The following is a 13322-nucleotide window of genomic DNA, read 5'->3' as shown; positions in this document are numbered from 1 at the left end:
GCCGTGGCCAGGGCATTCAACAGCGGCTGCGGCACCGCCCAGCAGCTGGGCTTTTCCGTCCGCCGCCTGGCCCAGGTGGTGGAGCAATTCCGGCAGGTGCGAAAGCTGGGGCACCCCTATGCGGTATAAACACAAGCCACGCCCACCTATGCGGGACAACAGCTGTTCTCTGTCCGTCCGCATGACGGAGGAGCAGTACCAGCGGCTGTGCCGCTATCTGGCCATCACCAGACTGCCGGTCACAACTTATTTCCGCAAGCTGATCAAGTAAACCACGATCCACGCCCGAATGCCCAGGCAGAAGATAGACCCGCATCCCGCCGTAAACCATATCTACTCCAACATCCGGCAGATCGCCCGCTGCCCAAAGGCCAGAGAACTCGCCCCGGAGCAGATTGCGCAGCTGGAGTTTCTGGCGGACAAGCTCTGTGAGGAGTACTTCCTTCTCTCCACCCAGTAATAGCCTCTGTAAGGCCACAGGAGGCCCCGTGTGGCCTCGCAGGCCCAGAGGGGGGATAGGTAGAAACTGGGCGCTTTCAGCCGAATCGTCAGGAGCGTCACTTTTATGTCACAGGAGCAGAAAATTGCCTTTGACAATAGTGTCAAAGGCGATCCGCGGGAGGAGCGGAATATACCACAGAGCCGGGAGACCGCTTTTGATGAAATCACCAAAAGCGCTGCCCAGCAAGGTTTGGCAAAGTTGCCGAACCTTCCCGACCAGAGATGGAGGAAGCGAAAATGTCAGAAGAAGCGAAAGATGATGTTCAACAGGTAAAAGCGGAACGCCTTCAGCGCTCCCATGGGCGGCTTATCCGTGTGGTGTCTGTGTTCCCGCAGCAAGGCAGCGCCACCCCGGAGGACAAGCTGAAAGCCCTCATCAACCTGGACGCGCAGCAGGGAAAGCTGTGTGCCTAAAGGACTGGACATTGCCCAGGCTTTGGGGTATTGTGTAGGCGCGATGCGCTGAATCGGTTTGACGAGAAAAAAGGAGGGCTGTATGAAACAGTCAAACCAGAATGAGATCACCGCCCTGTACTGCCGTCTTAGCCAGGATGACGGGGCGGACGGAGAGTCCAACAGCATCCAGAACCAAGAGTTACTATGTAGAGGGTGGTTTCTCCCACCTAATACATATGACTGCGGCTCATTTGTGGTGAATGGAACAGCAGTTGTAGGAAAGGAGCCAAAAAAAGTCTTATAACCGCTGCAAATCAACACAAAAAGGAGCTGAACTTTATGAAATCTCTATTTGAGGAAATGGGCGGCACTTACCGTCAGGAGGGTGATTATCTTATCCCGAACCTTGCGCTGCCGGACGAACCAGAATACCAGATCGGCAAGTACGGGCGTATGCGCCGCAGCTATCTGAAAGAACATCGTCCGGTTCTCTATGCAAGCCTGCTCACAAGCGGAACGCTGCATTGGCACCTTGCCGAGATCGACCAAGCCTGTAACGAGCGTATGGAAATCATCGTTTCCGATATGGCAAGGCAGGAAGATGTGACCGAAGCGCTCAAAGCCGCCGACCAGATGGAATGGGTGCGCCGCATTCTGGTGACGCTGCTGGTGGCCTCCCTGTGCGGCCTCATCCGCGCCTACGGCGGCTTCGAGAGCAGCCTCGCCTTCATCCGCCGGGTGTTCCGCGGCAAGCGGGGCGGCCAGCTGGGCATCGGCCTGCTGGTGGGCCTCATGGATATCGCCACCGCCAACAACACCGTGGCCATCGTCATGGCAGGCCCCATCGCCAAGGAGGTGGCGGAGGAATACGGCATCAGCCCCAAGCGCTCCACCTCCCTGCTGGACACCTTCTCCTGCATCTTTCAGGGCATCATCCCCTACGGCGCCCAGATGCTGGTGGCCATTTCCACCTGCGCAACCTTCGGCTACGCCATCAGCGCCTTTGACATCATCCCCCTGCTGTTCTATCCCTTCCTGCTGTGCCTGTCCAGCCTGCTGTTCATCCTGTTTGACAAGAAATAAAGCGTCTCATTTCGTGTGCTTACAGCGAGAGCCCACCTTCTCAAGAAGGTGGGCTCTCGGCGTAATGCTTCCGCGATACCTGTATGACGCGGTGCTGTGGCCGCTGTCCACTGAAATCGCCATGTAAAAAAGACAGCTTCCAAGGGATATAGGTTTAAGCGCGGCAAATGCTCCGGCACACACTCTGCCAGAAGCCGCCGGTTGGCTCCCCCTTATTCTTCCTTCAGGTGCTCCTCCATCGTTTACAGGTATTACTGAAGCGACAGACCGTTGATCGCCTTTTCCATCTGCTCCAGAGCCTTTGTCAGGGTACACCGGGGACAGGCCACATTCATGCGCAGAAAAGCCTCTCCCTGCTTACCGAATTCATAGCCGGCGCAGAACGCCACCTTGGCCTCATTGATCATGAAATGCTCCAGCGCCATGCCCCGGTAGGGCAGCTGGGAGCAGTCCAGCCAGACCAGATACGTACCCTCGGAGGGGATCATACGGATCTGAGGAATGCGCTCCCGCAGGAACTGATCCAGATACGCCTTGTTGTCGGAGACGTAGGCGATGGCCTGATCCAGCCACTCCTCGCCGTCGTTGTAGGCGGCTATGAGGGCGGCCATGCCGAAGATGTTGTCCAGCCGCGTCTGGGCAATGGACATCTCCTCGTTGAACTTGCACCGCAGGTCGTCGTCCGCCAGCACCAGGGTGGCCATACCCAGTCCGCCCAGATTGAAGCCCTTGTTGGAGGAGTAGCAGACCATGGAATGGCGCAGCACCTCCTCGCCCAGCAGACCAAAGGTGGTGTGGGGATGCTCCGGCGGCACGAAGTCGCAGTGGATCTCGTCCACCAGCATGAAGATGTTGTGCCGCAGACAGATCTCCGCCACGCCCTCCAGCTCCTGACGGGTCCATACCCGGCCGGTGGGGTTGTGGGGGCTGGAGAGCACCAGTACCTTCACGCCGGAGGCAGCCTTGGCCTCCATATCGGCGAAGTCAAAGGTGTAGCGCCCGTCCTTCCAGACCAACGGCGTCTCTACCAGCTTCCGGCCGCCCCGGGTGACCATGTCAAACAGCGGGTCGTAGTTGGGCATGGGTACCATGACCCTGTCGCCGGGCTTGGTGAGGATGCGCAGCATCACGTTCATGGCGTAGATCACGCCGGGAGGCGCAAAGGCCAGATGCTCATAGTTGACCTCAAAGCCATGGCGCTTTTTCAGCCAGCCCATCACCGCGTCATAATAGGGCTGCTGGCGCACGCCGTAGCCGTAAACCGGATGGGCGGCGCGCTTCTGCACAGCCTCCACGATGCAGGGGGCGCAGGCGAAATCCATGTCCGCCACCCACATGGGGATCACATCGTCCCGGCCGAAATAGTCCATATCGCAGTCCCACTTAAAGGAGAAGGTATTTCTGCGATTGATGGGGGTATCAAAATCGTATCTCATACAGCGCCACCAACCAGTGCAACGACGATCCACAGAATGATGGACACTGCCGCCGCCAGCAGCGCATAGGGCAGCTGGGTGCGGACGTGGTCAATGTGGTCGCAGGCGGCGCCCAGAGAGGAGAGCACCGAGGTGTCGGAAACGGGGGAGCAATGGTCGCCGAACAGGCCGCCGCTGACAACGGCGCCCACAGCGGCGTAGACCAGCGTACCCAGCTGGCCGCCGGTGAAGGAGTAGGCCATGGGAACGGCGATGGGAATGCAGATAGCGAAGGTGCCCCAGGAGGAGCCGGTGAAGAAGGAGATCACCGCGCCCGCGATGAAGGTCACAGACAGGAACAGGGCGGGGGTCATCCAGCTCTCGCAGACGCCCAGCAGGAAGTCGGCGGCGCCCATGGACTTGGTGATGGTGTTGATGCAGTAGGCCAGAGCCAGGATCAGCGTGGCGGACATGACGCTCTTCATGCCCTGCACGGCGGTGTTCACCAGATCGGTCACACTCTTGAACACCTTGCGGATGCTCAGCTCGATGGACATATAGATCACGGTGATGATGAAGCACTCCAGGATCTTCACGCCGCCCTTGGCGATGTACGTCCAGATGGCGGTGGCTACCAGAATAATGATGGGGATCAGGAAGTCCAGCATGACGTTGGGCTTTACATCACTGTCGTTGCCCTTCTGCAGCTCCTCCAGCTCGGTGCCCATCATGGGAACGGCGCCGTCACGCAGCAGCTTGCCGGTGGTGCGGGCGCGCTGCTCCGCCTTGCGCATGGGCCCGAAGTCGGGGAAGATCTCCAGTGCGGAGAGCAGTGTGATGAGCACCATCAGAATCGCGTAGAAGTTAAAGGGGATGGCGCTGATGTAGACGCTCACGCCCTGCTCGTTAGAGGTCACAGGGCCGCCCAGATCCGCCACCAGACCGGCCACGTAGGCGCCCCATGCCATGAAGGGCATCAGGGTACACACGGAGGCGCAGGTGGAGTCGAGGATGAAGGCCAGCTTCTCTCTGGGCACACGCATCTCATCCGTCAAGGGACGCATGACCACGCCGCGCAGCAGGGGGCTCATGTAGTCGTCGATGGTGAACAGGCCGATGAACCAGGTGGCCAGCTTTACGCTGCGGGGGGATTTCACCTTACCGGCGATCATCTCCGCAAACGCCTTGACCACGCCCGCCTTCATGAAGAACGCGATCATAATGCCAATGAATACCTGAATGAGCAGGATCCAGATGAAGTCCTCGTTGCCCAGAGCCTCCTCCGCCAGAGCGGAGAAGCCGAAGGCGGGGTCATGCCCCAGCAGCAGAACGCCGGAGAGACAGCCCATGAACAGGGCAAAGACCGCGTCCTTCTTCCAAAATGCCAGCAGCAGGGTAAGCGCAAGGGGAATCAATGACAAGATACCGTAGTTTGCAGCTTCCATTACAAATACCTCCTTAAAAATATAACGCGGGGGGGATGATATTGAGCCTCCCTTCTGATAATTTTGTTATATTCCTGATTATAATTTATCACACTGCCCTTGTCAACCTTGCATAAGTGCCAAGAAGTTTGATAATTTTTTGTCTAAATTGCTGCATAGAAGGCTATTTTCGCCCTGGCCTGCAAAAAAAAATATTACATCCCCAACTACTTTTCAGAATATTAGGTGTTGATTTATCCATTCATTTTCGATATACTGACTTTCAGCAGCACTATGTGAGAGTTTTTTATCAGGCAAGAATTATTGTTGAGAAAGTAGGGATACAGTGAGCAACTACGCCAGTCTTGAGCGATACATTCCTCTGGTGGAATTTATGGGAAAGATCTGCGGAAAGAATTATGAGATCATCCTCCATGACGTTTCCACGCCGGAGCGCTCGGTGATTGCCGCCTGCAACGAGCATCTCAGCGGCCGCCGCGTGGGCGACCCCATGACGGAGTTGGCCAAGGAACTGCTGCGAACCGGAGCCTATAAGGAGCACGACTATGTGGCCAACTACGAGGGCCGCACCCGGGGAGGCAAGCGTTTCGTCTCTTCCACCTATTTCATTAAGGAAAAGGGTCATCTGGTGGGGCTGATCTGCGTGAACCACGATGTGGAAGATATTCTGGTGCTCTCGGAGCATCTTTCCAATCTGCTCCATTCCTTTTCTCTTCCACAAGAGGAGGAAAGCTCCGCCTATACCGAAAACCTGGATGATTCCATCCCGGAGCTGTCCAGCAATCTGATCCGCTCCACCATCCTCGGCTATGGTATCCCCTCCGATGCCATGCATACCGCCGACAAGCTGGAGATACTCCGCTCTCTGGAAGCGCAGGGCGTATTCCAGACCAAGGGCTCCATCGGACAGGTCGCCAGGGAACTGCACATCTCCGAACCCACGGTCTACCGCTACCTGCGGCGTATCCGCAGCGAAGCAACATAATCTTCCGCCGCGGCGCTTCACCCGCGGGCGGGACGCGCTGACGTCTCGATGCGTAAAGCGGCCGGCCAGGAACATCTAATTTAACAGCAGCTATTGGTGGATCCCTGACATTTTGCTCAATACTTCCCAATCCCTATGGCTCTGCATTTATTACGATTACGCTTCTGATAAAGGAGGACTCGAGCATGAAATTTTACATTTTTTGTGACATTGAAGGCGTGGCCTCTTTGACCTGCTGGGACGAGGCGCATTCCGCCAACGCCTGCTATGCGCCTATGGCGCGGGAAATGGCGTTGGAGGCTGCCGCCGCGGCCCGCGGCCTTTTCTCCGGCGGAGCCGACGAGGTCGTCATAGAGGATATGCACGGAGACGGCTGCAACATTGACTGCGCCCTGCTCCCCAGAGATGCCCGTCTCCTTCGGGGGATCACGCATGATATTGTGGGCCTTACCGGTATTTTTGACGAGAGCTATGACGGTGTGCTGATGGTCGGCTTTCACGACGCTGCCTCCGCCCCCGGAAATCCCACGTCCCACACGATGGTAAGCTCCCGTATTTTCCGCCTTACGGTCAATGGCGCGCTGTGGGGAGAATTCGAGATGTACGCCCATGCCGCCGCTTACCGGGGCGTTCCCACCCTATTCGCCAGCGGCGACGAGGGGATGTGTGCGGCTGCGGCGCGCACCGTACCCGGCCTGCTGACCGTACCAACCAAATCCGGCCACGGCTACGGCGTTCTGACAAAGACCCCGGAGCTTGTCCGCGAGGAGATCGAGGGCATGATGGCCGAGGCTGTGGCGGCGGCAAAAACAGCCGCACCTCCGGTACTTCCCGATCACTTCCACGTGGAGGTCACCTATGTACACCATTATGACGCCTATGGATGCTCCCACTATCCCGGCGCCAGCCTCATCTCTCCCACCACCGTGGCCTTTGATGCCGATGATTACGGTGATGTGCTGCGCTTTTTCTACTTTGTGATCTAAGAAACGGAGGTATATGCTATGGCTGTTATTGCCTATCAATACCGCGGTGATCTGGTGGATCAGATCCACCGGGGACATATCGCGGTAACGGGTCACACAGGCCGGATCCTTCGGAAGCTCGGTGATCCGGAGCGTCTTACGTTTGCCCGCTCCTCCGCCAAGCCCCTTCAGGCGATCCCCGTGGCAGAAAGCGGTGCGCTGGAGCATTATGGCATTACCCCGCAGGAACTGGCCGTCATCTGTTCCTCCCACAACGGAGAGCCCTTTCATGTAAAGGCCGTGGAGAGCATCCTGCACAAGGCAGGTCTCTCCCCTGATCAGCTGTGCTGCGGGTCGGAATACCCCATGTATGTCCCCGCCGAGGACGCCTTGAAGATCGCCGGCATCCCCCGGGTGCCCATCTACTGCGACTGCTCCGGAAAGCACGCCGGTATGCTCACACCGCCCGCCATTTAGGGGAGTCTTTGGAAGGCTATACTGCTTTGGAGCACCCCGTCCAGCAGCGTATCCTCTCGGTGTTCGCTGAAATGTGCGGCGTAGAGACCTCCGATGTCCAGTTGGCCGTGGACGGCTGCGGCGTTCCGGTCCACGCGCTGCCCCTTTACCGGCTGGCACAGGGCTACGCCCGCATGTCCCTCCCCACGCTTTTCGCCCCCACCCGGGCCGCTATCCTCCGGCGCATCACATCCGCCATGACAGCACATCCGGAAATGGTGGCGGGAACCGATCGCATCTGCACCCAGCTGATGGCCGCCTTCGGCGACCGAATCTTCTGTAAATCAGGCGCCATCGCATTCTATGCCGTGGGCATCAAGGATAAGGGAATCGGCATTGCCCTCAAAATGGAGGACGGCGCCTCCTCCATCGTCCCGTATGCCATTCTCTCGGTTCTCACCCAGCTCGGCGTCATCACGCCGGAGGAAGCCTGCTCTCTGCCCCGCTACCACGACAAAAACCTTTACAACAACCACCACGCCGTCGTGGGCCGCACCGAGCTGGCCTTTCAACTGGAGCAGCTCTGCTAACGGCACGGGCTGCACGCAAAACAGAGCGCATCTGTCCTCTTGCCAGAAAGCAGCATAAACAAAACCACCCGCTTATATGCTCTGCCGCAAGTTCGGAGTGGATGTGAAGGACTTCGCCATTGACCGTATTCCGGAGGAGCTGGCGGGCAAGTCCCCTAAGGAAATTCGTGCGGAGCTTTCCAAGACCCGTTCTGCGATGAGCGAGATCGGCTCCCGTGTGTCGGAGGAAATCTACCGTCGCCGAGCAGACCGAAGCAAAGATCAGGAAAGATGAGGTGTGAGCGATGAAAGAGGAACGCTATCACATCGCCTTGGACGATTATGAACACGGCGTAGTGATTCGAGCTTTGAACGATACCAAAACCGAACTGATGAATGAGGGTAAATCCACCGATGCTGTGGACGATCTTATCATCAAGGTCGGGTATGCCCCAAAGAAAAAGTTCAAGGTAATCGAGCGAAGGGAAAGCTCCGGTCGTGAATCGAGATAACGACAGACAGACCTCCATCATTCTTGCCGTACTCGGCATCCTGCCGATTGTGTGGCTCGGACTTCTCATTGCGCCGTCTGTGAAGGGCGGCTTGCCGGAGATACTGCCGAGCTTGATGAATGTGATGAGCGACCCGTTTCACATAGTGCTTTGCGAGGACAGCGTAAAAACTGCCCTCGTTTTGCTTCTCTGCTATCCCTACGCCAGCGGTGGGCGGCAAAGATATGTGGTGTACTGCAATCGTGTGTAAGGTCATCCCTATGATTTGGGGATGGCCTTTTTTATATAAAGCCAAACGAATAAAGGAGGAAAACAAATTGGAAGATGTAAGAAAAGTCGGCGACTATACCGTCCTTCACGCCATGTATATCGGCCACAAGGAGATTGTTCTCTGCGAAAATGCCGATGCCAAGCCCAACGAACGGTATCTCTGCTGCTATGTGGAGAATATTGCCATCTTCGAGCGATACTCGGATGCCATTGTCAGTGATGATTTTGCCGAGCTGGTCAAAGAATACGGTACCCGCATTACAGAAGCCGCTGCGGAAATCATCCGGGAAATGGAGAAAGCCAACGCAGATGTCGGCTCAAATGAGGAGATCACTCCTGCAAATTGCAAGGCCATAACCTACGAGGATTCCCTTGTGAACAAGGTGGTTGTCATTCGCGGTGATATTTTGCGTCCCGAGTTCCGCCATGCAAGCCGTCAGCTCATGTTGCTCATCACCAACGATGGCCGAAAGCTGGCCCTGGATCAGCGGCTGATGAACGATATGCTGCCCGACAGTGACACAAGCAAAGTAAGTGCCTGCGCCGACAATGTGTTCTCCATCTGGGAGAAATCAATGGAGAAGAAGTCTACTCAAATAGCGTTCTTCTCGCAACCATTGATGTTGCAAGAGAGCGGAAAGATCTCTCTGCAGAGGAAATCGCCAAGGGCATTTTGAAGGCCGCAAAAACCTCTATGGATGATGAGTAACCATTAGTAAGAGGCCACAGACAACACCGTAATGCCCAATGGCATCAGCATCTCTATCCAACGGTGCTGTCTTATCAAGCACCGAATGTGGACGGCCACATTCACTTGTCAGGGGGGATTTCTCCCCCTGATACCCCCAAAGCGGCAAAGGCCGCAAAGAACTGGAGGTGTCTTTAATGCGATACAGATCGCGCAAAATCACTCTGCGTTTCACTGAGGAGGAACTTGCTGCTTTGGATAAGAAGGCCAAGAAAGCAGGACTTCCCCGTGAGCGTTTTTGCCGCAGAGTGCTCAACGATACCATACCAGCGGAATATCCTGGAGCGGTACGCACGGGAGCACCGCTTCCCCAACCCCCGCTTTTATGTGGATGATGGCTATTCCGGGGGCAGCTTCAACCGCCCCGGCTTCCAGCAGATGATGACGGATATGGAAAACGGGAAGATCCGCACCATCATCACCAAGGACCTGTCCCGGCTGGGACGCAACCAGCTCCACACGGGGCTGTACATCGAGGAACGCTTCCCCATGTTCGGCGTCCGTTACATCGCCATCAACGACAATGTGGACACCGACCAGAGTGAGAGCACGGAGCTGATGCCCTTCAAGAACCTATTTAACGAGTGGTTCATTCGGGACACCAGCCGGAAGATCCGGGCGGTGCAGCGGGCCAAGGCGGAGCGCGGGGAGCGGCTGGGCACCAGAGCGCCCTACGGTTACCGCAAGGACGAGCAGGACCGCAAGAAGCTGGTGGTGGACGAGGAGGCCGCCGCCGTGGTGCGCCGTATTTTCGCCCTGTGCGCCGCCGGGCAGGGACCCAGCCAGATCGCCCGGCTGCTAAAGCGGGAGCAGGTACTGTGCCCCACGACCTACGCTTACAAAACCTTTGGCGTTGCCCATAGCAGTCTGAATTTGAATGATCCCTATGGGTGGTCCGACAGTACGATTGCCAACATGCTGGAGAATGAGATTTACCTGGGCAACACCATCAATCTCCGGTACAGCACCCGTTCCTACAAGGACAAGCGGAAAGTGGAACATCCCAGGGAGGAATGCATGGTGCTGGAAAATACCCACCCCGCCCTGGTGAGCCGTGAGGTCTGGGATATCGTCCAGCGGGTACGTCAGCACAAACGGCGACCTACCAAGATGGACGAGCAGAACAAGTACTCCGGGCTGGTGGTGTGCGCCAACTGCGGAAGCACCATGGTGCTCCACCGCGCCCATACCATGAGCCGGTCCTACAACCACTTCACCTGCCGGACTTACAAGAAGGACGGCACCCTCTGCACCGCCCACTATATCCGGGAGTGTGTGCTGGATGACGTGGTTCTGGAGGATCTGCGGCGGGTGACAGCAATGGCCAGGGAGCACACCCAGGAGTTTGCCGCATACATCGGCAGCAGACAGTCTGCGGAGATCCGAAAAGAGATGCGTGGGCTGGAACAGGAATTGGCCGCTATGAAGAAGCGGAGTAAGGAGCTGAACAGCATCTTCAAGCGCCTTTATGAGGACAGCGTCCTGGGGCGGATCACAGCGGAGCAATTCCAGACGCTCTCCGGCAGCTACACCCAGGAGATGGAAGCGCTGAATAAGACCATCCCAGAAAAGGAAACTGCCATTCAGAGGCTGCGGGAGCAGGTGTCCGGCACAGACCACTTTATCTCCCTGGCAAAGCGGTACACAGACATCCAGGAGCTGACACCGGAGCTGCTGCGGCTGTTCATCCGAAAGATCGTGATCCACGAAAAGGACGTGAAGTGGAGCAAGCACGCTCAGCAGACGGTGGAGATCCACTACAATGACATTGGCTGTGTGGAACTGCCACAGCCGAAAGGTCAGTCCACCGCCAAGGGTGCGTGAGACAAAAAGAAGTCCCCGGCAGATACTGCCGAAGCAATATCTGCCGGGGGTTCAGACACCTGCAAAGTTACCCCTGTCAGGGGGAACCAAATGGCTCCACGCCTTTTTTCGGATGCTCAGGACTCTTTTTTCCGGTCCAGCGCCTCCAGATGGGCCTTGAGGACCTGGTTGATATAGCTGGACAGGGAGCGGTCATCCCGCTCCGCCAGGGCCTGGACCCGCTCCAGGACCGGACCGTCCAGCGTAATACTCACACTTTTTTTCAGTGGCTTCACAGGATCACCCCTCTAGTGGATGATACTATGATTTACGATTTTATTTTGACTTATAGTGTTTTATCGTGTAAAATATTGTTTGGTGATGTGCATGTATTCCAATGAGCTGGAAGAGGCTTTCTCCAACTTTCTGGACCGGCATGAATATGACGAGGCGGAGGCCGCGCTCTTTTCCATCGTGCGGCTGTCCTTTGTGGCGGGCTGGCTGGCTGCGGGCGGGACGCCGCCCCAGGCCGAGCGTGTCTTTGAGCTGCTCCCGCCCACCCCCAAAACCAAAGAGGACCCGCTGTGAGCACGGCACCCCCTGCCCCGGAGCACAAGCTCCGGGGCTTTTTCGTCATAGGGTGGGACAAGGGCGCATATACATGCTTCCAGGAACCAAGGAGAGGTGGAGTGTAGTATATGCGGACATCCTGGAATGAAAATCACGCCGTCCTGCGGGGGACGGCGGCGGCAGAGCCGGTCTTTTCCCACACCAATCACGGCGTGGACTTTTTTGTCTTTCCCCTGTCGGTCCCCCGTCTGTCGGGCACCGAGGACCGGCTCAACGTGGTGGTCCCACAGCCCCTGTTGGAGGAGCACCCCCCGACTCCGGGCCGGCGGCTGGAGGTGACGGGGGAGGTGCGCACCTTCAACAACCGCACCGGCCCCGGCAGCCGGCTGGTCATCACCCTGCTGGCCCGGGCCCTGGCCGACACGGAGGAGCCCCCCTGCAACCAGCTCACCCTCTCCGGGGTGCTGTGCAAGCCCCCGGTGCTGCGGCGCACCCCCCTGGGCCGGGAGATCTGCGACCTGATGCTGGCGGTAAACCGGCGCTACGGCCGGGCGGACTACCTGCCCTGCATCACCTGGGGCGCCCTGGCCCAGCGGTGCGGCGGGCTGTCGGTGGGGGACTGCATGGAGCTGGAGGGGCGGCTCCAGAGCCGGCTCTACCAGAAGGTGGTGGGCGGGGTCACCCAGGAGCGCACCGCCTTCGAGGTGTCAGTGACCACCCTGACGCCCACAGCCCCGGCCGTCGCCTCCGGCTAAACGAAAAGGAAGGGACGCTTCCGCGTCCCTTCCTTAAAACAAGAACAGTGGTCCGTCACTGCTCGGCGTACCGGGCCAAAAATTGCCGGGTCCGCTCCTGGGTGGGGTGCTCAATGACCTCCCGGGCGGGTCCCTGCTCCACGATAACGCCGCTGTCCATGAAGATGACCTGGTCGGCCACGTCCCGGGCAAAGGCCATCTCGTGGGTGACAATAATCATGGTGGTCTTTTGTTCGGCCAGGCCCCGGATGACCCGCAGCACCTCCCCGGTGAGCTCCGGGTCCAGGGCGGAGGTGGGCTCGTCAAAGCAGAGGATGTCGGGGCTCAGGGCCAGGGCCCGGGCGATGGCCACCCGCTGCTGCTGGCCGCCGGAGAGCTGGTGGGGGTAGTGGCCCGCCCGGTCGCTCAGGCCCATCTTGGCCAGGAGGGACAGGCCCTCCTCCCGGATCTCCTCCAGAATGGCCTTTTTGTTCTGCTTGAAGTCGGGCCGCTCCTGGCTCAGAAGCTCCTTGGCCAGGGTGACGTTCTGGAGGGCGGTATACTGGGGAAAGAGGTTGAAGGACTGAAAGACCAGCCCGAAGTGGAGCCGCTTTTTCCGCACCTCCTCCTCCCGGTGGGTAGCGGGGTCGGCGGCGTCAAAGAGCTTCTCCCCGTTGACCAGGATTCTGCCCTGGTCGGGCTTCTCCAGAAAGTTGAGGCAGCGGAGCAGGGTGGTTTTGCCGGAGCCGGAGGAGCCGATGATGGCCAGGGCCTGGCCCTGGTCCAGGGAAAAGCTGATGTCCTCCAGCACCCGGGTTTCCCCAAAGTGTTTTTCGATGTGCTGTACGTCCAGAATAGGCATGGGGCGAA

General features: G+C 58.0%; 17 protein-coding genes and 3 pseudogenes. 16 read left to right on the top strand and 4 right to left on the bottom strand.

From position 1 onward, the window contains the following. Window positions 1–118: 118 nt before the first annotated feature. The 5 genes from ACTNBK_RS12335 to ACTNBK_RS12315 all read left to right on the top strand — a co-directional run bounded on the left by ACTNBK_RS12335 (window position 119) and on the right by ACTNBK_RS12315 (window position 1980). Complete coding sequence (locus tag ACTNBK_RS12335) at window positions 119–271, top strand: hypothetical protein (protein WP_162609416.1); 153 nt, start codon at window positions 119–121, stop codon at window positions 269–271. An 18-nt stretch (window positions 272–289) separates the two neighbouring features. Further along, window positions 290–460 carry a hypothetical protein gene (locus tag ACTNBK_RS12330; protein WP_428227556.1) on the top strand — a complete coding sequence of 57 codons (171 nt, stop codon included), beginning with the start codon at window positions 290–292 and terminating at the stop codon, window positions 458–460. Window positions 461–738: 278 nt separating this feature from the next. Continuing rightward, window positions 739–915, top strand: a complete 177-nt coding sequence (locus ACTNBK_RS12325) for a hypothetical protein (protein WP_162609414.1) — start codon at window positions 739–741, stop codon at window positions 913–915. A gap of 82 nt (window positions 916–997) precedes the next feature. Continuing rightward, window positions 998–1201, top strand: a complete 204-nt coding sequence (locus ACTNBK_RS12320) for a hypothetical protein (RefSeq protein WP_441146479.1) — start codon at window positions 998–1000, stop codon at window positions 1199–1201. 35 nt (window positions 1202–1236) lie between these two features. After that, a complete protein-coding gene (locus tag ACTNBK_RS12315) occupies window positions 1237–1980 on the top strand; it encodes a TnpV protein (protein WP_441146477.1) in 744 nt (247 codons plus the stop codon). A gap of 251 nt (window positions 1981–2231) precedes the next feature. Here the strand turns inward: ACTNBK_RS12315 and ACTNBK_RS12310 are convergent, their stop codons facing one another. Continuing rightward, the gene (locus ACTNBK_RS12310) at window positions 2232–3416 is read right to left on the bottom strand and encodes a MalY/PatB family protein (protein ID WP_009260058.1); all 1185 of its coding nucleotides are present in this window, start codon (window positions 3414–3416) and stop codon (window positions 2232–2234) included. Beyond that, window positions 3413–4840: a Na+/H+ antiporter NhaC family protein gene (locus tag ACTNBK_RS12305; protein WP_441146474.1), complete on the bottom strand. Its 1428-nt coding sequence runs from the start codon at window positions 4838–4840 to the stop codon at window positions 3413–3415. Before ACTNBK_RS12305 ends, ACTNBK_RS12310 begins: the two co-directional genes overlap by 4 nt. A 325-nt stretch (window positions 4841–5165) precedes the next feature. Between ACTNBK_RS12305 and ACTNBK_RS12300 the strand changes: the two genes are divergently transcribed. From ACTNBK_RS12300 to ACTNBK_RS12260, 9 genes and pseudogenes are all read left to right on the top strand, one after another. Next, a complete protein-coding gene (locus ACTNBK_RS12300) occupies window positions 5166–5825 on the top strand; it encodes a helix-turn-helix transcriptional regulator (RefSeq protein WP_441146472.1) in 660 nt (219 codons plus the stop codon). A 185-nt stretch (window positions 5826–6010) separates the two neighbouring features. After that, a complete protein-coding gene (locus ACTNBK_RS12295; protein ID WP_441146470.1) occupies window positions 6011–6811 on the top strand; it encodes a M55 family metallopeptidase in 801 nt (266 codons plus the stop codon). An 18-nt stretch (window positions 6812–6829) separates the two neighbouring features. After that, window positions 6830–7836, top strand: a pseudogene (locus ACTNBK_RS12290) (asparaginase). Between the two features lie 76 nt (window positions 7837–7912). Beyond that, the gene (locus tag ACTNBK_RS12285; protein WP_441146468.1) at window positions 7913–8110 is read left to right on the top strand and encodes a hypothetical protein; all 198 of its coding nucleotides are present in this window, start codon (window positions 7913–7915) and stop codon (window positions 8108–8110) included. A gap of 10 nt (window positions 8111–8120) precedes the next feature. Continuing rightward, a complete protein-coding gene (locus ACTNBK_RS12280) occupies window positions 8121–8327 on the top strand; it encodes a hypothetical protein (protein ID WP_441146467.1) in 207 nt (68 codons plus the stop codon). Beyond that, window positions 8314–8577 (top strand): hypothetical protein, encoded by a 264-nt coding sequence (locus ACTNBK_RS12275; RefSeq protein ID WP_441146465.1) that lies wholly within the window; start codon window positions 8314–8316, stop codon window positions 8575–8577. Before ACTNBK_RS12280 ends, ACTNBK_RS12275 begins: the two co-directional genes overlap by 14 nt. A gap of 463 nt (window positions 8578–9040) precedes the next feature. Next, window positions 9041–9202 (top strand): annotated as a pseudogene (locus tag ACTNBK_RS12270) (helicase); the annotation flags it as partial. Window positions 9203–9482: 280 nt separating this feature from the next. Continuing rightward, window positions 9483–9548: pseudogene (locus ACTNBK_RS12265) on the top strand (hypothetical protein); the annotation flags it as partial. A 25-nt stretch (window positions 9549–9573) separates the two neighbouring features. Beyond that, window positions 9574–11169, top strand: coding sequence for a DUF4368 domain-containing protein (locus ACTNBK_RS12260; protein ID WP_441146463.1), 1596 nt, complete (start codon window positions 9574–9576; stop codon window positions 11167–11169). Window positions 11170–11285: 116 nt separating this feature from the next. Here the strand turns inward: ACTNBK_RS12260 and ACTNBK_RS12255 are convergent, their stop codons facing one another. After that, complete coding sequence (locus ACTNBK_RS12255; RefSeq protein ID WP_294515711.1) at window positions 11286–11444, bottom strand: toxin-antitoxin system protein; 159 nt, start codon at window positions 11442–11444, stop codon at window positions 11286–11288. A gap of 91 nt (window positions 11445–11535) precedes the next feature. Between ACTNBK_RS12255 and ACTNBK_RS12250 the strand changes: the two genes are divergently transcribed. After that, the gene (locus tag ACTNBK_RS12250; RefSeq protein WP_441146461.1) at window positions 11536–11736 is read left to right on the top strand and encodes a hypothetical protein; all 201 of its coding nucleotides are present in this window, start codon (window positions 11536–11538) and stop codon (window positions 11734–11736) included. A gap of 110 nt (window positions 11737–11846) precedes the next feature. Continuing rightward, window positions 11847–12473 (top strand): single-stranded DNA-binding protein, encoded by a 627-nt coding sequence (locus ACTNBK_RS12245; RefSeq protein ID WP_441146459.1) that lies wholly within the window; start codon window positions 11847–11849, stop codon window positions 12471–12473. A gap of 55 nt (window positions 12474–12528) precedes the next feature. Here ACTNBK_RS12245 and ACTNBK_RS12240 read toward each other — a convergent pair whose 3' ends face one another. Then, window positions 12529–13314 (bottom strand): amino acid ABC transporter ATP-binding protein, encoded by a 786-nt coding sequence (locus ACTNBK_RS12240; protein ID WP_441146457.1) that lies wholly within the window; start codon window positions 13312–13314, stop codon window positions 12529–12531. Window positions 13315–13322: the final 8 nt, after the last annotated feature.

Origin of the sequence: Intestinimonas sp. HCP28S3_D6 (genome assembly GCF_052065695.1) — a bacterium.
Classification (GTDB): Bacteria; Bacillota; Clostridia; order Oscillospirales; family Oscillospiraceae; genus Intestinimonas.
Note: the sequence above shows the minus strand (reverse complement) of the source record. Positions and strands in the feature narration are given on the sequence as shown.